The organism is Pseudomonas sp. A014, assembly GCF_052378495.1.
GTDB lineage: Bacteria > Pseudomonadota > Gammaproteobacteria > Pseudomonadales > Pseudomonadaceae > Aquipseudomonas > Aquipseudomonas machongensis.
Genome location: NZ_CP199001.1, coordinates 3,037,040 through 3,059,547, shown reverse-complemented (window position 1 = coordinate 3,059,547; position 22,508 = coordinate 3,037,040). Strand labels below are relative to the sequence as shown.

Sequence of the window (22,508 nt, the reverse complement as noted above, 5' to 3'; positions counted from 1 at the left end):
CAAGGAGCGCGATGCCATGCCGACCCCCCGCGAACAGCGCGAAGAAGACGCCATGACCGTCCCCGATTTTCCGGCCTTGCATCAGGACGCCGTGATTGGGGAGCGTTTGCCGGACTGGCTGCGTCAGGCCTCCCCGGAACAGGTCAAGCAGTTGCACGAGGCGATGCAGCTCAGCGTGTACTTCCAGACGCGGGCTCAAGCCATCATGGGGCAGTTGGAACCCCTGGACAGCTTTGCCCAGACTCGTCTGGCCGAGGCCCTCAAGCCCCATGTCGACGAGCCTTTCGATGTCCGCATACTGCAGTTTCGACGTGGGCACCGCGAGCCGGTGCACACCTCGATACCCATCGGCTACCCGGTGACGGTGCCGGTGTACACCCAAATACCCCTACTTGAGGCGGCGCTGGGCAACTTCCGCGAGGAGGAAACCGAGGACGGCGGGCAGTTACCCGGTACCCGGCTAGGCGATCCTGGCAATGGCTCTGCCCGGCTCCCCAGTGCGCGTCATTTCGCTGCGCTGTGCCGGTCACTGGACCTGGGCGGTCAATACCAGCGCCATTTGCACACGGTGCTGGAGCTGTACAGCGATTCGGAGGCTGGCGCCGACTCGGTGTTCGGCCGTGCCCATCGCTACGGCATGCTGGCCGATGCCTGTGTCGCTCGGCTCAAAGGCGTCCTGAGCGAGGACGAATACGTGCTGGTGCAGAATCTCTGCGCGCAGAAAGCCCCGTTGACCTTCGAAGGACGACCGGTACAGTGCAAGCGTCTGAGCCTGTTGGCGTGCACCCTGGAGCAGATCGTGGTGCTGGATGTGCGCGATGAGACCCTCAGCCCCCTGTACAGCTCCAGCCACCGGGTGCTGGTCCATATTCCGGGCGATCCCGCGACCCCATGGAGCGCGTTTCCCAACCTGCGCTACTTTGCCAATGACCTGGGCAAGCGCTTGCGGCTGCCCGGGTATCAGCGTTTCTTCAGCCGCTTCGTGTTGCGCCGCGATGCGCAGTCGTTCTTTTCTGCTGTGGCTTCGGGCTACCAGGGTGTGTCGGACCTGGCGAACATTGCGTTGGAAGAGCACATGCATCCTTGGGAGATCAGCGACCAGGCCACCGCCAGTACCTTGGAGGGCTCGCTGTTCATTGCGCTGGGTCGTGCGCGCATCGCGCAGGTCAAGGCCGATGCGGCGATGATCGCCGTGCCCTCGGCTGCTGTGGATGAACAGGTCCGGCGTGAGCATGATCAGCGCTTGTCCGCAGAGGGCTGGGCTTTGCTCAGCATAGCGGGGCTTTTCGTGCCGGCCCTGGGCGCGGTGTTGCTCGCGGTGAGCGCATGGCAACTGCTGGGTGAGGTCTACCACGGTGTCGAGGCCTGGCACGAGGGGGACAGCAGCGAGGCACTCGATCACCTGCTCAACGTCGCCGGCGATGTCGCCATGATTGCGGCTACGGCGGCAGGTGCGCAGCTGGCGCGAGCGGCCTGGAGCCGTTCGGCACTCGTCGATAGCCTATTGCCGGTGCGGCTGGAGGACGGCAGCACGCGGCTGTGGAAAGAAGACCTCACACCCTTTCGCAGTGCGCCGCCTGCGGGGGCCGTGCGTGACGACCTGGGTGTATACCGGGCAGGTGAAGGCTGCTGGGTTGAAATGGATGGCCAGCACTATCGCGTTGCGCAGGGCAGCGATCAGCGCTGGCGCCTGCAGGGTGACGACAAGCATGCGCCGGTGCTCAGACACAATGGCGCGGGTAGCTGGCGGCTGTGGTGGGAGCAACCGCTGGAGTGGGATGACCCTTGGCGCTCTTTCCGGCGCCTGGGCCATGACTTTGCCGAGCTGGATGACGACCAGATCGATGAGATCCTGCTCGCCCACGACATACAGGCTCAGCATCTGCGAGCGGTACATGTCGAGGGGCGCGTGGCCCATGGCGAATGGCAGGACAGTGTCGTTCGGTATCGGCTGGACCTGCGCATCCGTCGAGTGGTCAGGCAATTGCGCGGCGGGGTCATGCCCACCGAAGAGGCCGTGCTTGATCAGGCGCGGTTACTGCCCGGCGCCGCTGGTGCTTCGGACCAGGCATTGGCGGAGTTGATCTGGTCCGAACGAAGGCGTCTTTTCGAGCAGCTGTATGCGTTGGAGCAGCCACCGGGGGACGCAGGCGTCCAGCGTCTGTGTCGGCAGTTCGCTTCATTGCACGGTCGAGCGGCTGCGCAACTGATGCGCGAAGCCAGTGTTGTGGATCGCCAGCGCTTGCTGGATGACGGCCGGGTTGCGGTGGACCTTGCTTCAAAGGCGGGCGCTGCGGTGTGGCGTATCAGAGTGGCCCGAGTGTTCGAAGGGTTGTATCTGGACGCTAGCCAGAATGCCGACCTTGCCCGTGTTGCGCTGCAGGTGCTCGACACCCTGCCGGGTGCTTCGCGCAACGTGGCCTGGCGCTTGTGCGAGGGCTCTGCGAACGGCCCGGTGCTGCTGTCGATAGACCGCACACAGGCCGTTCGCACTCTGACACTGGTTCACACCGATGGGGACTTCCTACTGCTCGATGGGGCAACCGAGGCGGTGCTCGGGGAAGGGGAGTTGTTCGAGGTCCTGAGCAGTGCGATGGATGGCCCTCAGCGGGAGGCCCTGGGATTGGGCGAGCCCCTGGCCCACAACCTGCGTGTGACCCTGGCGCGCGCGACCGCGGCCCGTCGGGCGGACGTCCAGACGATGCTCGGCAGGCGGGCCTCCGCAGGCTGGTTCCGCGCGCCGCAACGTCTGGCGGATGGCCGGGTCGGTTACCCGTTGAGCGGTCGCGGAGGAGGACGGGGGCGAGACCGGCCGTTGTTCGCCAGGGTGCGTAACCTCTACCCGAACCTGAGCGACAACGATGTACGAGCCTGGCTGGTGACGCTTGGCAACAGCGGCGGGAACTTTCACACCGAGCTGAGTCGGCTTGAGGATGAGTTGGCAGTGCTGGAGACGGACCTGCAATTGTGGACCAATCAGCCCATGAGCCTGAGCGCCCGTGGCGAAAGAGTCTACATGCGTGACGCCTTGCTTGCGGCCTGGCGGCGCACGCTGCCCAGGGTGTACGACCAGAACGGGCGCGTGATCGGCCAACGCCTGAACCTGTGGACCGTGTCGCTGCAGTCGCTCCCGGAGCTTTCGCAACAGGTTCGCTTCGATCAGGTGGTGTCATTGTCGTTGCGCGGCATTGGCCTGACCGAGATTTCCAGCACATTCATGCGGGCGTTCAGTCGCCTGGAAGTCCTCGAGTTACCCAACAACAGGCTTACCCGCCTGCCGCCCCGGTTACGTCACCTGTCGCGACTGCGTGAGCTGGACCTGACCGGCAATCAGATCATGCTGGACGATCGCCAGGCGACCACGCTGCTGCAGCTGACGCACCTGAGGCTGCTGGATTTGTCGTACAACCCATTGGGGCGTAGTTTTTCCGTGGCGGGCATGCCGCATCTGAACTCCCTGCAGTTGGCGCATACCGGAATCAGCGAGTTGCCCGAGGGCTTGCTGAGTCGAGGCTCTTTGGTGGTCGCTGACCTGCGTCACAACGCAATTGTCGAACTTCCCGATCACTTCTTCAGTGCCCCCAGGTGGTACGCCCGCGCGGTGCTGTTGAGCGAGAACCCGCTGAGCGCCACGTCGACCCAGCGACTGCGCAGCTTCATGATTCGTCATCAACTGATAATTGAAGAGGAGCTGGAAGCCGAAAATGTCAGTGATCAAGCGGAGGAGGGTGCTGCTGCGTTCGACAGTGCCCGCAATACCTGGCAACGGGTGATCGAATCAGGCGCCACCGCACAGTTCGACGAGTACTGGAATGGGCTGGCCGAGGCGCCGGGCAGCGCCGACTTCATGGACTTGTTGCGCCGCCTGCTGGAGACACTGGATTTTCGCAACCATGGCGCGGATCTCGGGCGGCGAGTGACCAGCATGATGCTTGCGATGCGCGAGCATGCCGAGTTGCGCGAGGAACTGTTCACCCAGGCGATGTTGCCCAGGACCTGCCAGGACAGTGTCATCGGTAACTTCAGCCGACTGGAAGTGCGCATGCTGGTCTGGAAGGCGCTGGTCGACGCCAAGGCGGGTGCCCAAGATGCGGCATTGGTTCGCCTGGGCCGGCAGCTGTGGCGCCTGGATGAAATCGAACGGATTGCCGTCGATGACATTGCCGCTCGTGTGGTCGCGGGGCGTGATCCCGATGAAGTCGAGGTGGAACTGGCCTACCGTGTCATGCTGCGCGATGACTTCGATCTGCCTGCACAACCGGCAGACATCGCCTATCAGCAGACTGCCGGCTTGACTCCCGAGCGTCTGGCAGCCGCCCGCCAGCGGCTGCGCGAGGGGGAAACCGAGCAGGCCATGGTCGAGTCGTTGTTCATGCGTGAATTCTGGACCGAGCATCTCAAGAACAGCCATCAAGCGGAGTTCGACGCCATCAAGAAGCCGTTCTTCGAGCGTATCGAGGTGGTTCAGGAGATGGCTGGCGATGATTCATCAGGCGCTCGATCCTATGACGACACCTTGCAAGCCCTGCGTGACGAGGTGCAGCGGCTGCAGGCGCAGTCCGGCCAACTGAGCCTTCAAGCCGACGGCCTGAGCGGGGACGCCCTGGAGGACCATCAGCAGCGGCAGGCCGATATCGACCGGCAACTGCGCGAGCAGCGTGCCAGCCTTGAGATGCGCTTGGTCGATAGCGAATTCGCCGAGCGCATGCGCGCGCTTGGCACAGGCATGGATTCACAGACCTTTCGCCAGACGATGGACCTGCTGTCGACCGAGCACGATGCGGCGGTGCAGGCACGGATCATAGAACTGACCCGAGCCGCACTGGCGCAGAACCCATCCCAGCTGGAACCGGGTGCTTCCGAGCCGCAGCCTGGACCAAGCCGTGGCAGCGGCATGGGCTGAGCGGCGAAGGGGGCCGGCGTTCATTGTTGGGCTATGCTCTGCAGTGGGTGCCGGCCATTTCCGTACCTCCTGAGCGAAGGCCTGGACACCGGAAGTTACCTTTGCACAGCGCATGGTCCACCGCAGGTGGTTTAGGCTCCGTTTCGGATCTTTCTCTATGATCTGTAGTCATTGATATATCGAGAGAACAAGGAGATACACATGCTCGTCCGGTCACTGACCCTCGCCACCCTGCTTGCCGTCGCCGCCCCGCTGTTGGCGGCAGACAGCGATGCGCCCCTGGCCAAGGAGCTGGGCAAGGCACGGCCACTGGTCGTGATCGCCCCCAGCAGCGCCGACCCGACCTTGCGCGGGCTGGAAGAGGCCATGAAAGATCCAGCTACCCAGGCCGGGTTCAAGGAGCGCAACCTGGTGCTGTTCAGCGTTGCCCAGATGATGGGCAAACGCGAAGACAAGAACCTTGAGCAGCAGACCACCATGGCGCTGATCCGCGAGCTCAAGCTTGGCGCGAGCAAAGGCACCAAGGTGATCCTGATCGGCAAGGATGGCGAGCGGCACATGCTCAAGGATGATGAAAGCGGTGAGAAGATCGACCCGCAGGCGATTTTCAAGGCGGTTGACGAACTGCCCGCCGCTGAGAAAGCCATCGCGACACCCGAGCCGGTAGCCGCCGCCCCGGCCGCAGAGCCCAAAGCGAAAGAAACTGACAAGGCCACCAAACCGGCCAAGCCGGCAGCACCGCCCAAGCCACTGGACGACTGAACCCCCCGCGCCGGTCTTTGCAGACCGGCGTTTTTGTATCGCACTGTATCACCGGGCCCCGGTGACCGATTGCCATACAAATTCCGCCATTGCCCGATACACCAAGGACACACCATTGCGGCGAAATGAGCTGACCTTTCGACCGATGTGGAGCCTTGCCATGACCGCTATCTGCAATCTTCTCCCGCCGTTCTGCCGTTTCATTCGACAAATCTGACCTCTCGCCGGTTAGCGCGCGGGGCAAGCCATCTTCCATCGTTCAACGGAAGGCGGCTTGCCCCGCAGTCGTTTCCGGCCCCTGCGGAGACTTCTCTCATGCATTCCCAACCCTTGCTCACCGGCCTTGGTTTGCGACGCGGCCTGCTTGCCGAACTGCTGAAACTGGAGCCAGGCACCGTGGACTTTCTCGAGTGCGCCCCGGAAAACTGGATCAATGTCGGCGGCGCCTTTGGCCATGGCCTGGCGCAGCTCGCCGAACGTTTCGCAATCGCTTGCCATGGCCTGTCACTGTCGCTGGGCGGCCCCGAGGCGCTGGACCTGAAGCTGCTCGATAGCACCCGCCGTTTCATGGACCGATACCGGGTGAAGCTGTACAGCGAACACCTGAGTTATTGCAGCGATGATGGCCATCTCTACGACCTGATGCCTATTCCTTTCACCGACGAAGCTGTCCGCCATGTCTCTGCGCGTATCCGCCAGGCCCAGGATTGTCTGGGCCGGCGTATCGCGGTGGAAAACATCAGCTACTACGCCGCGCCTTACCAGGCGATGAGCGAGTTGTCGTTCATCTGCGCCGTGCTCGAGGAAGCCGACTGTGACCTGCTGCTGGACGTCAACAACGTCTTCGTCAATGCCTGCAACCATCGATACGACGCATTGGCCTTTCTCGAAGGGCTGCCGCGCGAACGGGTGGTTGGCATGCATGTGGCGGGGCACTACGACGAGGCGCCGGACTTGAAGGTCGATACCCACGGCGCTGCGGTGAAGGAAGACGTATGGACGCTGTTCTCGATCGCTTGCCAGCGTTTCGGCAACCAGCCGACAGTGCTGGAGCGCGATTTCAACTACCCGCCCATGGCCGAGCTGCTGGCCGAGACTGCACGCATCCGGGCGCTGCAGCAGGCTGCCGGAGGGTTGCGCCATGACTGAGCTGCGCGAGCAACAATTCACCCTGGCCCGTCACCTGCGCGACCCGCTGCGCCATCCGGCGCCACCCGGTATCGAGGCGCGGCGGTTGAGGGTCTACCGCGAGCTGTTCTACGGTGCCATCGAGGGCTTGCTGGCCGGCAGTTTCCCGGTGATGCGCAGGACCTTGGGCGATCAGGTCTGGCATGCCCGGGTGCGCGACTTCTACGCCAACTATCGCAGCCAGACCCCGTTGTTCACCGAAATCGCCGAGTGCTTCATCGATTACCTGCAGGGTGTCGAGCTGGATGCACCCTGGCAACTGGAACTGGCGCATTACGAGTGGATCGAGGCGTACCTGAGCCTCACTGATGCGCAGGACCCGGCACACGATCCAGACGGCGATCTGCTCGACGGCGAGCCGCTGCTCTCCTGTGTGGCCCAGGTGCTGGCTTACCAGTGGCCGGTGGAGCAAATCGGCCCGGGTTACCAGCCTGAACAGGCGCCAGAGATGCCGTCCCTGCTGCTGGTACACCGCGATGCAGGATTCAAGGTGCACTTTTCCCGCCTGGCGCCACTGGCGTGGCAGCTGTTGAACGCCTCGGGCAGCGGGCGTGAGCGCTTGCTGGCGCTGGGGGGCGAGGCGTCGCTCGAGGGTGGGAGAGCAATGCTCGAAGGGTTGCGCGCCCAGGGTGTGATCATTGGAACCCGGGCGCCCTGACGGGGCGCCTCAACAGGTGCCCGTATCAATCGTGCGGGCCCATCCACGGGTGTTTCCACTTCGCGAAAAACACAAAGCCCACACCTGGTAACAGGCGTGGGCTTTGTGTTCTGCAGACCCTTGGTCAGCCGTGCTGCCAGCGGCGAGTCAGCCAATAATCCAGGCTCAGACGACCCGATCCCTTGAGTATCAGGGGCAGCAACGCCACCAGGTAGATCAGCGGAAGCTTGAAGTTGCCGAAGCCGCGGTCGGTAATGGTATAGCCCTGGGCCAGCTCAGTCAGTGATGACCAATGTGCCGGCCAGTGCACGGAGGCGATCGCGACGACCGTCACCACGGCCAACACGACCGAGGCCAGGCGTGTACCGAAGCCCAGCAGCAGGAGCAACGGACAGATCAGCTCGGCCCACATCGACACCTGCCAGTTGAACTCAGCGGGCAGCATGTTGAACGGGAAGGGGAAGTTGGCCTGCAAGTCGACGAACCAGTTGTTGCCGTTGAACTTTTCAAGGCCCGACTCGAAGAACTCCCAGGCCAGGAACAGCCGCAGGGGCAGGTCCGCGCTCCAGTTGCCGGTGTTATCGATGCGTGCAAGGGTGCGATTGATCAGTGTTGTCATGGTGCAGGTCTCGCTTCAGCAGGAAAGGGCGGGTTTGGCGCGGCGCAGGTGTTGAGCGCGCTTTGCGGTGAGCTTGAGGACGATGGCGGCGAACATCAGGGCGAATGCCAGCGGGTACCAGCCGCCCATCGGGATGCGCTTGTAGAACGACAGGCAGAACACCCCGGCCAGCACCCAGGTGCCGGTGCTGTGCAGGCCTCGCCACAGGCGACCGCCTAGCAGGCGCATGGCGCCTTTGAACGATGTAAGGGTCAGCAGCAGGATGAACAGGTAGCCGACACTGCCAGGAATGTTGGCCACTGCGGTGCGGCCGGCCCAGAACAGTTCCGGGAAGCGTTGCGCATAGAGGTAGATCAGCACGCCATGAACCGTGTGGGAGAAGGCGAAGGCCAACCCGAGGAAGCGTCGCTCACGCAGCACCTGGCGGCTGAAGGCACCAGGCAACAGGGTCACCAGCGAGGAGGCCAGAAACGTCAGCAGGAACATCGCGAAGGAGCTTCGCGCGGTGGCGCGGATGGCGGTGCGCAGGGCATCGGCAGAGCCGACGGGGTGCATCCACAGTGCCAGCCCGGTCATCAGCAGGGTCAGGCCGGCAAGGGCAGCGAACAGCTTCCAGCCGGAGGGTAACGCGAGGTTTTTCATGAGCAGCTCCCAGGTCGTCGACGGCGAATGCCGTCGCGTTGTTGTGGCTGGGAGTGTGTTGGAAAGGGGTATCTGCAGTGTGTCGGCGAGGCGCGGGTTGTGTATCGGCGTGTACCGTTGGGCGGGTGTGCTACAGAACCGTACAAGACCCGAGGGTAGGAGGGGAGACCCCTCCTACAGACAGGGTTATTTCTACAGGTGCGAGGGTGGCAATTCTATCTGGGCGCACAGCCCACCACTTTCACGATTGCTCAGGCTCAGTCGCCCACCCATGGCCTGGGTCAGTTGATGGGCAATTGCCAGCCCTAGCCCGGTCCCACCGGTACTGCGATTGCGTGAACCTTCGACCCGATAGAAGGGTTTGAGCACCTCGCCCAACTCCTGCTCGGGAATCCCCGGACCTTCGTCGAGCACCCGGATCAGGGTGTCGCCGGTACTCCGGTGGCTGACTTCCAGGCGCGCAGAGCCGGCGAACTTCAAGGCGTTGTCCAGCAGGTTGACCAGGACTCGGCGCAGGGCATGGGGGCGGGTGTGCAGCACCGTGTCGGTGTCGCCGCAGCGTACGACCTGCGCACCGCTGTCCTGGTAATCGAATACCAGGCTGTCGAGAAACGCGTCGAGATTGACCTTGCATGGCTGTTCGGTGCTGCTGTCCATGCTGCGGGCGTAGGCTACCCCCTCGCGCACCAGATGCTCCATGGCGCTCAGGTCGCTCCACAGTTTGTCCTTCTCCAGTCCGTCGTCCATCACTTCCACGCGCAGCTTCATACGCGTGATCGGTGTCTGCAGGTCATGGGAGATGGCGGCCAACAATTGCATGCGCTCCTTGAGATAAGCGGCGATGCGTGCCTGCAGGGCGTTGAAGGCGACGGCCGCGTACTTCACCTCGCGCGGGCCGCTCTCATCCAGCTGTGGCCCCGGCTTGTCGGGGTCGAGGTGGTCGACGGCCTGGGCCAGGCGCGTCAGCGGGCCGATCGCCAGGCGTACCGCAAGCCAGGTGCACAGCAGCAGGATCGCCAGCTGGAACAACAGCACCACCGGTAGCCAGGTGGCCAGTGGCACCGGCGCCGGGGTGACGTCGATGGTCAGTGGTGCGCCGTCGGCGAACTTGAGGTGCGCCTGGAAGTGCGGGTTCGGCCCGGGGATATCCTGGAAGGTCAGGTGATAGTCCTTGCCGATCGCCTTGACGATCGACTCTGCCGCCATGGGCGGGTCGGCGCTGGGCATGCTCTGGCCGACAAGGCCTTGGTCGAGGCGGTAGCGGTAGTTGTGACGCTCCAGGCGCGCAAGCCACCCAGCACGTTCGGCGGCGGGCAGGCGGTCGAGGATGGCCACCGAGGTGGCGACGTCCATTTCCAGGTTGCTCAGCATCATCGAGCGGCTGCTGACATAGCGCTCGTAGAACTGAAGGCCGAACGAGGAGCCGTAGGCCAGCACCAGCCCCGTCAGGAAGATCAGCGCCAGGCGCGAAGCGAGGGTGCCCGGCCACTTCATGTCGGCGACTCGATCAGCGAGACCGGCAGCGAGAACACATAGCCCTCGCTGCGCACGGTCTTGATGCAGGTCGGCTCGCGCGCGTCGTCGCCCAGGCGCTGGCGCAACCGGCTGACCAGCAAGTCGATGGACCGGTCGAAGATGTCGGCTTCGCGGCCCTGGGTGAGGTTGAGCAGTTGCTCGCGGCTGAGCACCCGCTGCGGATGGTCGAGGAATACCCGTAAAAGGCGGTACTCGGCGCCGCTCAAGGCCACGAGGGTGCCTTCGTCGTCGAGCAGGTGACGGGCGGTGGTGTCCAGGCGCCATTGGCCGAAAGCGATCAGCCGGCTGCTTTCGCTGATGGTGAGGTTGGGCGGCAGCATGCGCGTGCGGCGCAGCACTGCATTGATCCGCGCCAGCAGCTCGCGGGCGGAGAACGGTTTGGTCAGATAGTCGTCGGCGCCCATTTCCAGGCCGATGATGCGGTCGGTTTCGTCGTTGCGTGCAGTGAGCATCAAGACTGGCGTGTTGCGGTGCTTGCCAGCGCGCAATTCGCGGCACAGCAACAGGCCGTCGTCGCCGGGCATCATGATGTCGAGCACGACCAGGTCGACGGAGTTGCCCTCGAGAAAGCTGCGCATCTGCCGACCGTCAGCGACGATGCTCGTGCGCAGACCGTTCTTCTTCAGGTAGTTGCCGACCAGCTCGCGAATTTCGCGGTCGTCGTCGACGATCAGGATGTGATCGACGTGTTCCATCATGGTGGTCCTGTAATGAATGCGATGGGCACAGTGTAACGAGGCTCGGCTCGCTTGCCTGCGGGTGTTTGTATTGCAGTGTATCTGTCGGCGACACAGATACAGAACGAAGCAGCACGCGCGTTTCTCGACACATGGCCGATACCTGGCGGGCTTCAAATGGCTCTCGACCGGGGAGTGAACTGCTCCCCACCTAAAGCCCCGCAGGAGATTCACCATGAACTTCAAGACCCTTGCCAGTGCCAGCCTGTTCGCCGTACTCAGCTTCGGCGCCATCGCCGCCCAGGCCAGCACCCAACCGATGCCCGACAGCCAGGCCATGCAGTACCGCTACGGTGATCACCTGGACGTCAAGCGCGTACTGTCGGTGAAGAACGATCGCAGCAACGCCTGTGGCGTGGTCAATACCCGCATGGATTACCTGGACTCGCAGGGTCAGGCACAGAGCGTCGAGTACCGTACCTACGCCACCGGCGGTTGCCATGACAACTGATCGTAGCCAGGCCGAGCCAGGCCGCCCCTGGCGACGTCGCTGGCTCAAGGTGGGCGGTGTGATCCTGGCGCTCGCAGGCCTGGGCCTGGCCGGGCACCTGCTGGCGCGCGACGACCTGGGGCCGATGCCTTCGCTGGCAGGTGCCCAGGCGTGGATCAACTCGCCGCCGCTGGATGCGCCTGCGCTCAAGGGCAAGGTCGTGCTGGTGGACTTCTGGACCTGGGACTGCATCAACTGCAAGCGCAGCATGCCGTACGTCAACCAGTGGGCCAAGCGCTATGCCGACCAGGGGCTGGTGGTGGTGGGCGTGCATACGCCGGAGTACGACTACGAGCATGATGTGGGCAATCTCAGGCAGAAGGTACGCTCGCTCGACATCGGTTATCCGGTGGCGGTCGACAACGACTACCGGATCTGGAATGCCTGGGGCAACCAGTTCTGGCCGGCGCATTACTTCGTCGATCGCAAGGGGCAGGTGCGCCATGTGCATTTCGGTGAAGGGGACTACGCTGGCCAGGAACAGGTGATCCGCGAGCTGCTGGCCGAGCCGTCGACGTAGGCGCCGGCTAGCGCCGCTGCAGCGAGCCACTCAGCGCAAACTGGCAAAGTGTTCCTGCATCCGTATCGGGTCGGCCTTGCGACCGCTGAACAGCTCGAATGCCTTGACCGCCTGGAACACGGCCATGGTGCCGCCGTCGAGTGTCTGGCAGCCCAGCGCCCGGGCGTGGCGCAACAGCTCGGTTTCGAGTGGGAAGTAGATGATCTCGGCCACCCACAAGCGCCTGTGCAGCAGTTCGACCGGCAACGGCGTACCCGGCAGCTTGGCCATGCCCACCGGCGTGGTATTGACCAGCCCGTCGGCTGTCGCCAGGGCGTGGGCCAGGTTTGCGCCCAACTGCGCGCGGCCGGCCCCGAAGCGTGCGCTGAGGTTGTCCACCAGCGCTTGCCCGCGTGCGCGGTCTACCTCGAACAGCACCAGGCTCTCGACTTCCTCGGCCAGCAACGCATGAGCCACCGCGGCCCCTGCGCCGCCAGCGCCCATTTGCACCACCTGGCGCCGAGCAACGCCGGGCAGGCCTCGGCGCAGGCCTTCGGCGAAACCCAGGCAGTCGGTGTTGTGGCCGATGCGCCTGCCGTCCTTGAACACCACGGTGTTGACGGCGCCGATGCCGCGCGCCTCGTCCGAGAGCTCATCGAGCAGCGGCAGGATCGCCTGCTTGAACGGGAAGGTGATGTTCAACCCGGTAAAACCGGTGTGCTGCGCCGCGTCGAGCAAGCGGGGCAGGGCGCTGTCGTCCACACCCAGCTGGTCGGCATCGATCAGCCGGTACAGGTAGCGCAAGGCCTGGGCGTCGCCTTCGTGCTCGTGCAGCGCGGGTGTGCGCGAGGCCTGGATGCCGCGCCCGATCAGGCCAGCGAGGATGCTGTGCGGCGTCATGCTGCGACCTCCTGCAGCAGTTGCTGGAAGTGGGCAAGCGCTGCGCGGTAGCCCTGGCTGCCCAAGCCGCAGATCACCCCCACGGCCACCGCCGATACGAACGAGAGGTGCCGGAACGGCTCGCGCTTGTAGACGTTGGACAGGTGCACCTCGATCACCGGCAGTTCACAGGCGACGAGCGCGTCACGGATGGCAACCGAGGTGTGGGTCCAGGCGCCGGGATTGATCAGGATGCCGGCGCAGCGGCCACGGGCGCCATGTATCCAGTCGATCAGTTCACCTTCGTGGTTGGTCTGGCGAAACTCGGTTTCCAGGCCCAGCTCACGGGCGCTGGCAGCGCACAGATTGGCAAGGTCGGCGAGGGTTTCCCGGCCGTAGTGATCAGGTTCGCGGGCGCCCAGCAGGTTGAGGTTGGGGCCGTTGAGTACGAGGATTGGGCATGGCATGGCGCAGCATCGCTTTTATTGTTGGTTGCAACAATTTTTGTACTATCCGGTTAGTTTTGTAAATCAGCTGCCGCCGCTCGGTATGAAAATCGGGGGCGATAATCGCCCACCGTTCCGGCTGGATTACAGAATCGTAATCTTCACGCCACCGCCACGATAACCGCCGCGTCCTAGAGTCCCTCGCCAGCAATCGCCAGCCGTCGAGGACCCCAGACCGTGCCGTTCAAACCCTCCCGCTTCCTCGCCCTGATTTGCCTGCTGTCGGCCAGTGCTGTCGCCCAGGCAGGACAGGGCCTGACCCTGAACCAGGCGCTCGATGCGGCGTTTGCCGATAATCCGGACCTGGCTGCCGTGCGCCAGGAGCTGGGCATTGCCGAAGGCGAACGGCGCCAGGCGGGTCTGATACCCAACCCGGAGCTTTCCTGGGAGCGTGAAGACACTCGCCGCGATACCAGCACCACCACGGTCATGCTCAGCCAGGCGCTCGAGTTGGGTGGCAAGCGTGGCGCGCGTGTCGAGGTGGCCAAGGCCGGGCAGGATATCGCCCGATTGGAGCTCGAGCGCCAGGGCAATGGCCTGCGTGCCGATGTGACCCAGGCTTTCCATGCTGCACTGCGGGCGCAGACTGCGGTGGAGCTGGCCGAGCAGTCCAAGGCCTTGACCGAACGGGGCCTGCGGGTGGTAAAGGCGCGGGTTGCGGCGGGCCAGTCATCGCCGGTCGAGGCCACTCGCGCCGACGTGCAGTTGGCCCAGGCTCTGGCGCAACTGCGCCGTGCCGAAGCGGATCGCACGGTGGCCTGGCAGGCGCTGTCGCGCTTGATTGGCAGCGCCGATGTGGCGTTCACGCAGCTTGATGGCAACGGCTTGTTGCCTGGCCCGGCGCCACAGGCCGAGGTCTTGCTGGGCAAGGTCGAGCAGACTGTCGAGTGGCGCCTTGCGGCCGCGCAGATCGAGCGTGGAGAAGCCGCGCTGGGTTCGGAAAAGGCCCAGCGGATCCCCAACCTCACGGTCAGCCTGGGCAGCCAGTACAGCCGCGAGGACCGTGAACGGGTCAACGTGGTCGGGCTGTCCATGCCGCTGCCGCTGTTCGACCGAAACCAGGGCAACGTGCTGGCGGCCTCGCGTCGCGCCGACCAGGCCCGCGACCTGCGCAACGCAGTGGAACTGCGCCTGCGCAGCGATACCCGCAGCGCACTGAGCCAGTGGGCCATGGCCATGGCCGAGGTCAACGCCTACGACCGCACCATCCTGCCCTCGGCACGCCAGGCAGTAGATACCGCTACGCGTGGCTTCGAGCGCGGCAAGTTCGCGTTCCTCGACGTTCTGGACGCCCAGCGCACGCTGATCGAGGCCCGCGCGCAGTACCTCGACGCCCTGGCGTCGGCAAGCGATGCCCGGGCACAGATCGAGCGGATCTATGGCCAGCTGGATACCGGGCGCTGAGGCGCGGATCGAGCGTTCTACCTTCTTCATTTGCAGCAGGAGCCCCCATGAACACCACACGCAAGTTCGCCATCCTTGCCACCCTGGTCGCCGTGATCGGCGTCGGTGGGCTGGCCTGGACCGGCAATCTCGCCCCCGCAAAGACCAGCGAATCAGGCCATGACGAGCATGGCGATGACGGCCACGACCACGGCAGCGCGCCTGCTGCGTCCGGCGAGGAAGGTCACGATGAAGAGGGCGAGCTGCATCTTTCTGCAGCGCAGATCGAGGCGGCCGGGGTCCAGTTGGTGACCGCCGGCCCGCGTGCCCTGGGTACGGCGATCAGTTTTCCTGGCGAGATTCGTTTCGATGAGGACCGTACCGCCCACGTGGTGCCGCGTGTTCCGGGTGTGGTCGAGTCGGTCCAGGCCGACCTCGGCCAGCCGGTCAAACGTGGCCAGGTGTTGGCGGTGATCGCCAGCCAACAGATCTCCGAGCTGCGCAGCGAGCAGCAGGCGGCGCAGCGGCGGGTCGAGCTGGCGCGGCTGACCTTCGAGCGTGAAAAGCAGTTGTGGCAGGAGCGCATCAGCGCCGAGCAGGATTACCTGCAGGCTCGCCAGGTTTTGCAGGAAGCTGAGATCGCCTTGGCCAATGCCGGGCAGAAGGTTGCGGCCGTGGCCCCGGCGGGGGTGGGTAATCGCTACGAGCTGCGTGCACCGTTCGATGCGGTGGTGGTGGAAAAACACCTGACCGTCGCCGAAGTGGTGAGTGAGGCCAGCAATGCCTTCACCCTGTCCGATTTGAACCGAGTCTGGGCCACGTTCGCCGTGACCCCGCGCGATCTGGACAAGGTCACCAGCGGCCGCGCCGTGACCGTGAGTTCGCCGGACCTCGATGCGCAAGTCGAGGGCACCATCAACTATGTCGGCAACCTGCTCGGCGAGCAGAACCGCGCTGCCACTGCCCGCGCCACGCTGGCCAACCCCAATGGGGCCTGGCGCCCCGGGTTGTTCGTCAATATCGCGGTGACCGTCGAGCAAGCAGAGGCGGCCGTGGTGGTCCCCCAGATTGCACTGCAGACCCTCGAAGAGCGCAGCGTGGTGTTCGCTCGCACCCCTGATGGCTTCCAGGCGCTGCCAGTCAAGACCGGCCGCCGCGATGGCGGCTTCGTCGAAATCACCGAAGGCCTGGCCCGCGGCACCCAGGTGGCGGCGGCAGGCAGCTTTGTCCTCAAGTCCGAGCTGGGCAAGGGCTCGGCCGAGCACAGTCACTGATCCGGGAAACCCTCATGTTCGAACGCCTGATTCAATTTGCCATCGAGCAACGCCTGGTGGTGATGCTCGCCGTGGTGCTGATGGCTGCGGTGGGCATCCACAGCTACCAGAAGCTGCCGATTGACGCGGTGCCCGATATCACCAACGTGCAGGTGCAGATCAATACCGCTGCACCAGGCTATTCGCCGCTGGAAACCGAGCAGCGCATCACCTACGCCATCGAAACGGCCATGGCCGGCCTGCCCGGGCTCAAGCAGACCCGTTCGCTGTCGCGTTCGGGTTTGTCGCAGGTGACCGTGATCTTCGATGACGCCACCGATATCTTCTTCGCCCGGCAGCTGGTCAACGAGCGCCTGCAAGTCGCCCGCGAGCAGTTGCCCGAGGGCATCGAAGCGGGCATGGGGCCCATCTCGACGGGCCTGGGGGAGATCTTCCTGTGGACGGTCGAGGCCCGGGACGGTGCACTCAAGGAGGACGGTACGCCCTACACCGCCACCGACCTGCGGGTGATCCAGGACTGGATCATCAAACCTCAACTGCGCAATGTGCCGGGGGTGGCCGAAGTCAACAGCATCGGTGGCCACGCCAAGCAGTACCTGATTGCACCGGATCCCAAGCGCCTGGCGGCCTACAAGCTCACGCTCGATGACCTGATCGCGGCGTTGCAGGGCAACAATGCCAACGTCGGCGCGGGTGCCATCGAGCGCAACGGCGAGCAGTTGCTGGTGCGTGCGCCGGGGCAGGTGGCGTCGATCGAGGACATTGCCAACATCGTCATCTCCAGTGCCGATGGTGCGCCGATTCGTGTCAGCCATGTGGCCCAGGTCGGCCTGGGCGAAGAACTGCGCTCGGGAGCGGCGACCGAAAATGGTCGCGAGGTGGTGTTGGGCACGGTGTTCATGCTGATTGGCGAGAACAGTCGCACGGTGTCCCAGGCCGTCGCGGCGAAGCTTGCCGAGATCAACCGCAGCCTGCCCGAGGGCGTGGTGGCGGTCACGGTGTACGACCGCACCAACCTGGTGGAAAAAGCCATCGCCACGGTGAAGAAGAACCTGGTCGAAGGCGCTATCCTGGTGGTCGCCGTGCTGTTCCTGTTCCTGGGCAACATCCGTGCAGCGTTGATCACGGCCATGGTCATTCCGCTGTCGATGCTGTTCACCTTCACCGGTATGTTCGCCAACAAGGTCAGCGCCAATCTGATGAGCCTGGGGGCGCTGGACTTCGGCATCATCGTCGACGGTGCGGTGGTGATCGTCGAGAACGCCATCCGTCGACTGGCCCATGCCCAGCACAAGCACGGGCGCATGCTGACCCGTGCCGAGCGGTTCCATGAAGTGTTTGCGGCTGCCCGCGAGGCACGCCGGCCCCTGATCTACGGGCAGTTGATCATCATGGTGGTGTACCTGCCGATCTTTGCCCTGACCGGTGTCGAAGGCAAGATGTTCCACCCCATGGCGTTCACCGTGGTCATGGCCTTGCTGGGGGCGATGATTCTTTCGGTGACCTTCGTGCCGGCAGCGATTGCGCTGTTCGTCACAGGCAAGGTCAAGGAGGAAGAGGGTGTGCTGATGCGCACGGCTCGCCAGCGTTACGCCCCGGTGCTCGCCTGGGTACTGCGTCGACGCGAGCTGGCCTTCGCCGCTGCCGCAAGCGTGGTCCTGCTGTCGGGTGTATTGGCCAGTCGCATGGGCAGTGAGTTCATTCCCAGCCTCAGCGAGGGCGACTTCGCTCTGCAATCGCTGCGCGTGCCGGGCACCAGCCTGAGCCAATCGGTGGACATGCAGCAACGCCTGGAACGGGCGATCATCGCCCAGGTACCCGAGGTCGAGCGGGTGTTCGCCCGCACCGGGACCGCCGAGATCGCCTCGGACCCGATGCCGCCGAACATCTCCGATGCCTACGTGATGCTCAAACCGCGTGAGCAGTGGCGTGATCCAGGCAAACCGCGCGACGCGTTGATTGCCGAGGTGCAGCAGGCTGCCGCCAGTGTGCCGGGCAGCAACCATGAACTGTCGCAACCCATCCAGCTGCGCTTCAACGAGCTGATTTCCGGGGTGCGCAGCGATGTGGCGGTGAAGGTCTTCGGCGACGACATGGACGTGCTCAACGCCACGGCGGCGAAAATTGCCACCACCTTGCAGCAGGTGCCGGGGGCATCGGAGGTGAAGGTCGAGCAGACCACCGGGCTGCCGGTACTGACCATCGATATCGACCGCGACAAGGCGGCACGCCACGGTCTGAACGTTGCCCAGGTGCAGGATGCGGTGGCCATCGCTGTCGGCGGGCGCAAGGCGGGGACGCTGTACGAAGGGGACCGGCGCTTCGACATGGTGGTGCGCCTGTCCGAGGCGCTGCGCACAGACGTCGACGGCCTGGCGAACCTGCTGATACCGGTGCCGGCCAGTGCTGGCGCCACTCAGATCGGCTTTATCCCGTTGTCGCAGGTGGCAAGCCTCAACCTGCAATTGGGGCCGAACCAGGTCAGCCGCGAGGATGGCAAGCGCGTGGTGGTGGTCAGTGCCAACGTGCGTGGCCGTGACCTGGGTTCGTTCGTCGAACAGGCCGAGCAGACCCTGATCGACCAGGTGCAGGTCCCGCCTGGGTACTGGACGCGCTGGGGTGGGCAGTTCGAGCAGTTGCAGTCGGCTGCCGAGCGGCTGCGGGTGGTGGTGCCGGTTTCACTGCTGCTGGTGATGGCGTTGCTGCTGATGATGTTCAACAACCTGCGTGACGGCTTGCTGGTGTTCACAGGCATTCCGTTTGCCCTGACCGGAGGGGTGCTGGCCCTGTGGCTGCGGGATATTCCATTGTCGATTTCGGCAGGGGTCGGGTTCATCGCGCTGTCGGGGGTGGCGGTGCTCAACGGCCTGGTGATGATCGCCTTCATTCGCAGCCTGCGAGAAGAGGGACGATCGCTGCGGGTGGCGGTCGAGGAGGGCGCGTTGACCCGTCTGCGGCCGGTACTGATGACCGCGCTGGTGGCGTCGCTGGGGTTCATCCCGATGGCGCTGGCCACCGGCACGGGCGCTGAGGTACAGCGGCCGCTGGCGACAGTGGTGATCGGTGGGATCCTGTCGTCGACGGCCTTGACCTTGCTGGTGTTGCCCGCACTCTATCGCTGGGCGTACCGGCGGGAGGAAGATTGAGATGGCTACCAGCCGGCTCCGGTGATGTCAGACCGAGGCTGGCTGGCTTCCCAGCGATTCCTCATGCAGGGAGATGCGTGAAGTCTCCGGTAGCGCCAGCCCGCCAACCAGCGCCACCAGGGCGATAACCACCAGGTAGAAGGCCGGCGCAAGGCTGCTGCCGGTCTGGCCGATAAGCCAGGTCGCCACCAGCGGCGCGGTGCCGCCGAAAAGTGTATAGGCGACGTTGTAGGTGATGGCCGAGGCGGTGTAGCGGGTGCGGGTCGGGAAGCTCTCCGACAGCAAGGCCGCGGTGACCACCCCGCTGGACAAAGCGCCTACCGCCAGCAGGATCACCCCCAGCAACGCGCCCGCCATCGAGCCGGAGCTTGCCAGCCAGTAAGCCGGGAACACGCAGACCATCACCCAGAGGCATGTGAAGCCAATGGTCCGGCGGCGTCCGATCCAGTCGGAAAAGGCACCTGCCAGCGGGCAGCCAGCCGCTGCGAACAGCAGCGCCACGGTGGTGACCAGTAGCGACTGGGCGCGGCTGAGGTTGCCGACCAGTTGCAGGTAGGTGGCGAAGTAGGTGGTGAACATGTAGAACGACAACGCCGTCAGTGAGATGAACGCGCCCAGGTTGCGGATCGCCCGGCCATGGTGGCGCAGCGTTTCCTTGAGTGGCGAATGTTCGTGCTCGCGGCCCTCGGCGATGGCTTCGCGGAAGGCCGGTGTTTCCTCCATGCGCCAGCGCAGGTAGAGCCCGACCAGACCCAGCGGCGCGGCGATCAGGAAGGGCACGCGCCAGCCCCAGGTGTTCATGGCGTCCGGCGTCAGGCTGGCTTCAAGGGCATAGGCGATGACCGCCGCGCAGGCGAATGCCGAGAAGGTCGAGACCGGCACGAAGCTACCGTAGAACGCACGTTTTTCCCGAGGCGCATGCTCCATCAGGTAAGCGCAGGCCCCGGCGTATTCGCCACCGGCGGAAAAACCTTGCAGGCAGCGCGCCAGGGTCAGCAGTACGGGCGCGGCGATGCCGATGCTGGCGTAGGTTGGCAGCAGCCCGATGAGCGTGGTGGAGCCCGCCATGAGCAGGATGGTCAACGACAGGATGCGCTTGCGTCCCAGGCGATCGCCCAGTGCGCCGAACACGATGCCGCCCAGCGGACGCAGGGCGAAGGCCACGGCGAAGACGGCGAAGGTCTTGAGCAGGGCGACGCTGGCGTCCTGGCTGGCGAAGAACTGGCTGGCGATCAGCGTGGCGAGAAAACCGTATACCGCGAAATCGAACCACTCGACGAAGTTGCCGATGGCCGAGGCGGCAATCACCCGACGCAGGGTGGCGGGGGATACCTCATGGGATACAGACATGCGAATGCTCTCCGGTTGTCATAGGCAGCCTGGCGGGGTTGGACACGGTCGAGCCGTGTCGTCTTGTTGTCAGGGCCAGTAGAGCGGAGGGCGGGGGGCGGTGCATCCTTGAGGGCGACACCGGGATATCTGTTTCAACCGGTAATCTGTCGCGAACCAGCGCACGGCAGTACTCGCTCAGACGGCGAATACCACCCCGGTACGCGAGGCAGCATTGCGGATATGCTCCTGCATCGCTCGCTGCGCCCCGGCTTGCGACCTGCGCTCGAGGGCCTTGAGGATCTTGCGATGTTCCTGCCAGGTCTCCATGGCCCGCTCAGGGCGAATGAACGGCAGCTTCTGGCTCTCCAGGAAAATTTCCTGGCTGGTGGTGATCACCTGCAGCATCGCCTGGTTGCCGCAGGCCTGCAGCAGCAACTGATGGAACTCGAAATCAAGCCGCGCCGCCTGCTCGAAGCGTCCGTTGCGCAGCTCCTGGCGCATGGCCTCGACGTTGGCCTGGAGCCTGTCGATGTGATCGGCGGTCAGTGCCAGCGCAGCCTGCCCGGCGGCGAAACCCTCCAGCGCATAGCGCAGTTGGAAGGTATCAGCCGCCGATACCTGTTCGGCATAGGGCCATGAGAACCCGCTGGGTGTCGGGCTCTGCACGAAGACGCCTTTGCCCGGCTGCACGCTCACCAGCCCCAGGGCACTGAGCGACGACAGCGCCTCGCGCAGTGAGGCGCGGCTGACGCCAAGCCGTTCGGCCAGATCGCGTTGCGAGGGCAGGGCATCACCCGGCTGGTAACCGCCTTCATCGATAAGCTTGCGGATGGCCTGCAGGGCCAGTTCCGGGACGGCGCGGGGGAGGGTGTCGAGCATGCTGTTCAGACCAGTCAGAGGGCAATGACGCTGACGTTTTACGGTGAACCGACCGTGCTGGCAAGCGTTGCGCCAACCTGGCGCAGCCCCTCAAGGCCCTGCACGAAAGCAGGGCGCATTGCGGGGCAGAGGACGACCATGCGCTGCAACTGTTCAGACCAGTAAGACCTTGCAGTCACGGGCCTGGCAGCGTTTCGCAACGGGGTGGGGCGCAGACTGGCATGCCCCCTGCAATGGCCAGGTCAGTCCCATCACCCGAGTTCCTGCGAGGCCTACCCATGACGTTCCGCTCCCTGCTCCTGGCAACCCTGTTCTGTGGCACCTCCTTGGCCCTGCCGTTGGCTCAGGCCGACGCGCTGGCCGATATCAGTGCCCGTGGCGTGCTCAAGGTGGCCGTGCCCCAGGACTTCCCGCCGTTCGGTTCGGTCGGCCCGGACATGAAGCCCCGTGGCCTGGATATCGATACCGCGCAACTGCTGGCTGACAAGCTCGGTGTGAAGCTGGCCCTGACCCCGGTCAACAGCACCAACCGTATCCCGTTCCTCACCACCGGCAAGGTCGACCTGGTGATCTCGAGCCTGGGCAAGAACCCTGAGCGTGAGGCAGTGATCGACTTCTCGCAGCCCTACGCGCCGTTCTACCTGGCCGTGTTCGGCCCAGCCGAGGCGAAGATCGATGACATTGGCGCGGTCGCCGGCAAGACCATCAGCGTCACCCGCGGCTCGATCGAAGACATGGCCCTGACCGCCGTGGCGCCCAAGGATGCGGTGATCAAGCGCTTCGAAGACAACAACTCGACCATCGCCGCCTACCTTTCCGGGCAGGTCCAGTTGATTGCCAGCGGCAGCGTGGTGATGTCGGCCATCGCCGAGAAGAACCCGGCCAAGGTGCCGGTGGTGAAGGTCAAGCTGAAGGACTCGCCGGTCTACGTAGGAGTGGCCAAGAACGAGGCGGCGCTGCTGGAGAAGGTCAACAGCAGCCTGGCCGCGGCGAAGGCCGACGGTAGCCTGAACCGCAATGCCGAGAAATGGCTCAAGCAACCTCTCCCTGCCGATCTTTGAGCGGCAGCGGATAC

At 64.5% G+C, this 22,508-nt stretch carries 18 protein-coding genes; 10 read left to right on the top strand and 8 right to left on the bottom strand.

Features of this window, described 5'->3' with window-relative positions:
- The first annotated feature begins 16 nt into the window (after positions 1 to 16).
- From ACTYOL_RS13880 to ACTYOL_RS13865, 4 genes are all read left to right on the top strand, one after another.
- Positions 17 to 4,903, top strand: coding sequence for an NEL-type E3 ubiquitin ligase domain-containing protein (locus ACTYOL_RS13880; RefSeq protein WP_444756440.1), 4,887 nt, complete (start codon positions 17 to 19; stop codon positions 4,901 to 4,903).
- 201 nt (positions 4,904 to 5,104) lie between these two features.
- The gene (locus tag ACTYOL_RS13875; RefSeq protein WP_444756439.1) at positions 5,105 to 5,665 is read left to right on the top strand and encodes a DUF4174 domain-containing protein; all 561 of its coding nucleotides are present in this window, start codon (positions 5,105 to 5,107) and stop codon (positions 5,663 to 5,665) included.
- 315 nt (positions 5,666 to 5,980) lie between these two features.
- Positions 5,981 to 6,814 carry an HvfB family MNIO-type RiPP peptide maturase gene (locus ACTYOL_RS13870; RefSeq protein WP_197890798.1) on the top strand — a complete coding sequence of 278 codons (834 nt, stop codon included), beginning with the start codon at positions 5,981 to 5,983 and terminating at the stop codon, positions 6,812 to 6,814.
- Positions 6,807 to 7,511, top strand: a complete 705-nt coding sequence (locus ACTYOL_RS13865; protein WP_197890801.1) for an HvfC family RiPP maturation protein — start codon at positions 6,807 to 6,809, stop codon at positions 7,509 to 7,511. Before ACTYOL_RS13870 ends, ACTYOL_RS13865 begins: the two co-directional genes overlap by 8 nt.
- A 124-nt stretch (positions 7,512 to 7,635) precedes the next feature.
- On the opposite strand, the gene ACTYOL_RS13860 is transcribed toward ACTYOL_RS13865, so the two are convergent.
- The 4 genes from ACTYOL_RS13860 to ACTYOL_RS13845 all read right to left on the bottom strand — a co-directional run bounded on the left by ACTYOL_RS13860 (position 7,636) and on the right by ACTYOL_RS13845 (position 11,003).
- On the bottom strand, positions 7,636 to 8,130 hold the full coding sequence (locus ACTYOL_RS13860) for an HvfX family Cu-binding RiPP maturation protein (protein ID WP_153773731.1): 495 nt from the start codon (positions 8,128 to 8,130) through the stop codon (positions 7,636 to 7,638).
- A 15-nt stretch (positions 8,131 to 8,145) separates the two neighbouring features.
- Positions 8,146 to 8,772, bottom strand: a complete 627-nt coding sequence (locus ACTYOL_RS13855) for a ferric reductase-like transmembrane domain-containing protein (protein WP_444756438.1) — start codon at positions 8,770 to 8,772, stop codon at positions 8,146 to 8,148.
- 192 nt (positions 8,773 to 8,964) lie between these two features.
- Positions 8,965 to 10,266 (bottom strand): sensor histidine kinase, encoded by a 1,302-nt coding sequence (locus ACTYOL_RS13850; protein WP_063545009.1) that lies wholly within the window; start codon positions 10,264 to 10,266, stop codon positions 8,965 to 8,967.
- On the bottom strand, positions 10,263 to 11,003 hold the full coding sequence (locus ACTYOL_RS13845; RefSeq protein WP_054890710.1) for a response regulator: 741 nt from the start codon (positions 11,001 to 11,003) through the stop codon (positions 10,263 to 10,265). The genes ACTYOL_RS13850 and ACTYOL_RS13845 overlap by 4 nt, the downstream gene beginning before the upstream one ends.
- A 217-nt stretch (positions 11,004 to 11,220) precedes the next feature.
- Between ACTYOL_RS13845 and ACTYOL_RS13840 the strand changes: the two genes are divergently transcribed.
- Both ACTYOL_RS13840 and ACTYOL_RS13835 read left to right on the top strand, forming a co-directional pair.
- Positions 11,221 to 11,496 (top strand): DUF2790 domain-containing protein, encoded by a 276-nt coding sequence (locus ACTYOL_RS13840; protein WP_063545007.1) that lies wholly within the window; start codon positions 11,221 to 11,223, stop codon positions 11,494 to 11,496.
- A complete protein-coding gene (locus tag ACTYOL_RS13835; protein ID WP_125929988.1) occupies positions 11,486 to 12,055 on the top strand; it encodes a thioredoxin family protein in 570 nt (189 codons plus the stop codon). Before ACTYOL_RS13840 ends, ACTYOL_RS13835 begins: the two co-directional genes overlap by 11 nt.
- A 30-nt stretch (positions 12,056 to 12,085) precedes the next feature.
- On the opposite strand, the gene ACTYOL_RS13830 is transcribed toward ACTYOL_RS13835, so the two are convergent.
- Together ACTYOL_RS13830 and aroQ are read right to left on the bottom strand one after the other, a co-directional pair.
- Positions 12,086 to 12,934, bottom strand: coding sequence for a shikimate dehydrogenase (locus ACTYOL_RS13830; RefSeq protein WP_414155522.1), 849 nt, complete (start codon positions 12,932 to 12,934; stop codon positions 12,086 to 12,088).
- Positions 12,931 to 13,380, bottom strand: a complete 450-nt coding sequence (gene aroQ, locus ACTYOL_RS13825; RefSeq protein WP_444756437.1) for a type II 3-dehydroquinate dehydratase — start codon at positions 13,378 to 13,380, stop codon at positions 12,931 to 12,933. The genes ACTYOL_RS13830 and aroQ overlap by 4 nt, the downstream gene beginning before the upstream one ends.
- A gap of 216 nt (positions 13,381 to 13,596) precedes the next feature.
- Between aroQ and ACTYOL_RS13820 the strand changes: the two genes are divergently transcribed.
- Genes ACTYOL_RS13820 through ACTYOL_RS13810 form a run of 3 tightly spaced genes read left to right on the top strand, consistent with a single transcriptional unit; the run spans position 13,597 to position 19,222 of the window.
- Complete coding sequence (locus tag ACTYOL_RS13820; RefSeq protein ID WP_444756436.1) at positions 13,597 to 14,823, top strand: TolC family protein; 1,227 nt, start codon at positions 13,597 to 13,599, stop codon at positions 14,821 to 14,823.
- Positions 14,824 to 14,870: 47 nt separating this feature from the next.
- Positions 14,871 to 16,076 carry an efflux RND transporter periplasmic adaptor subunit gene (locus ACTYOL_RS13815; RefSeq protein ID WP_444756435.1) on the top strand — a complete coding sequence of 402 codons (1,206 nt, stop codon included), beginning with the start codon at positions 14,871 to 14,873 and terminating at the stop codon, positions 16,074 to 16,076.
- Positions 16,077 to 16,090: 14 nt separating this feature from the next.
- A complete protein-coding gene (locus ACTYOL_RS13810; RefSeq protein ID WP_444756434.1) occupies positions 16,091 to 19,222 on the top strand; it encodes an efflux RND transporter permease subunit in 3,132 nt (1,043 codons plus the stop codon).
- Positions 19,223 to 19,249: 27 nt separating this feature from the next.
- Here the strand turns inward: ACTYOL_RS13810 and ACTYOL_RS13805 are convergent, their stop codons facing one another.
- Together ACTYOL_RS13805 and ACTYOL_RS13800 are read right to left on the bottom strand one after the other, a co-directional pair.
- Positions 19,250 to 20,572, bottom strand: coding sequence for an MFS transporter (locus ACTYOL_RS13805; protein WP_063545000.1), 1,323 nt, complete (start codon positions 20,570 to 20,572; stop codon positions 19,250 to 19,252).
- A 177-nt stretch (positions 20,573 to 20,749) separates the two neighbouring features.
- On the bottom strand, positions 20,750 to 21,433 hold the full coding sequence (locus ACTYOL_RS13800) for a FadR/GntR family transcriptional regulator (protein WP_054890701.1): 684 nt from the start codon (positions 21,431 to 21,433) through the stop codon (positions 20,750 to 20,752).
- A 278-nt stretch (positions 21,434 to 21,711) separates the two neighbouring features.
- Between ACTYOL_RS13800 and ACTYOL_RS13795 the strand changes: the two genes are divergently transcribed.
- Positions 21,712 to 22,494 (top strand): transporter substrate-binding domain-containing protein, encoded by a 783-nt coding sequence (locus tag ACTYOL_RS13795; protein ID WP_054890700.1) that lies wholly within the window; start codon positions 21,712 to 21,714, stop codon positions 22,492 to 22,494.
- Positions 22,495 to 22,508: the final 14 nt, after the last annotated feature.

Excerpts from the sequence above, each read along its gene's own strand:
- ACTYOL_RS13880 (WP_444756440.1), top strand. The coding sequence starts at position 17 with ATGCCGACCCCCCGCGAACAGCGCGAAGAAGACGCCATGACCGTCCCC.
- ACTYOL_RS13875 (WP_444756439.1), top strand. The coding sequence starts at position 5,105 with ATGCTCGTCCGGTCACTGACCCTCGCCACCCTGCTTGCCGTCGCCGCC.
- ACTYOL_RS13870 (WP_197890798.1), top strand. The coding sequence starts at position 5,981 with ATGCATTCCCAACCCTTGCTCACCGGCCTTGGTTTGCGACGCGGCCTG.
- ACTYOL_RS13865 (WP_197890801.1), top strand. The coding sequence starts at position 6,807 with ATGACTGAGCTGCGCGAGCAACAATTCACCCTGGCCCGTCACCTGCGC.
- ACTYOL_RS13860 (WP_153773731.1), bottom strand. The coding sequence starts at position 8,130 with ATGACAACACTGATCAATCGCACCCTTGCACGCATCGATAACACCGGC.
- ACTYOL_RS13855 (WP_444756438.1), bottom strand. The coding sequence starts at position 8,772 with ATGAAAAACCTCGCGTTACCCTCCGGCTGGAAGCTGTTCGCTGCCCTT.
- ACTYOL_RS13850 (WP_063545009.1), bottom strand. The coding sequence starts at position 10,266 with ATGAAGTGGCCGGGCACCCTCGCTTCGCGCCTGGCGCTGATCTTCCTG.
- ACTYOL_RS13845 (WP_054890710.1), bottom strand. The coding sequence starts at position 11,003 with ATGGAACACGTCGATCACATCCTGATCGTCGACGACGACCGCGAAATT.
- ACTYOL_RS13840 (WP_063545007.1), top strand. The coding sequence starts at position 11,221 with ATGAACTTCAAGACCCTTGCCAGTGCCAGCCTGTTCGCCGTACTCAGC.
- ACTYOL_RS13835 (WP_125929988.1), top strand. The coding sequence starts at position 11,486 with ATGACAACTGATCGTAGCCAGGCCGAGCCAGGCCGCCCCTGGCGACGT.
- ACTYOL_RS13830 (WP_414155522.1), bottom strand. The coding sequence starts at position 12,934 with ATGACGCCGCACAGCATCCTCGCTGGCCTGATCGGGCGCGGCATCCAG.
- aroQ (WP_444756437.1), bottom strand. The coding sequence starts at position 13,380 with ATGCCATGCCCAATCCTCGTACTCAACGGCCCCAACCTCAACCTGCTG.
- ACTYOL_RS13815 (WP_444756435.1), top strand. The coding sequence starts at position 14,871 with ATGAACACCACACGCAAGTTCGCCATCCTTGCCACCCTGGTCGCCGTG.
- ACTYOL_RS13810 (WP_444756434.1), top strand. The coding sequence starts at position 16,091 with ATGTTCGAACGCCTGATTCAATTTGCCATCGAGCAACGCCTGGTGGTG.
- ACTYOL_RS13805 (WP_063545000.1), bottom strand. The coding sequence starts at position 20,572 with ATGTCTGTATCCCATGAGGTATCCCCCGCCACCCTGCGTCGGGTGATT.
- ACTYOL_RS13800 (WP_054890701.1), bottom strand. The coding sequence starts at position 21,433 with ATGCTCGACACCCTCCCCCGCGCCGTCCCGGAACTGGCCCTGCAGGCC.
- ACTYOL_RS13795 (WP_054890700.1), top strand. The coding sequence starts at position 21,712 with ATGACGTTCCGCTCCCTGCTCCTGGCAACCCTGTTCTGTGGCACCTCC.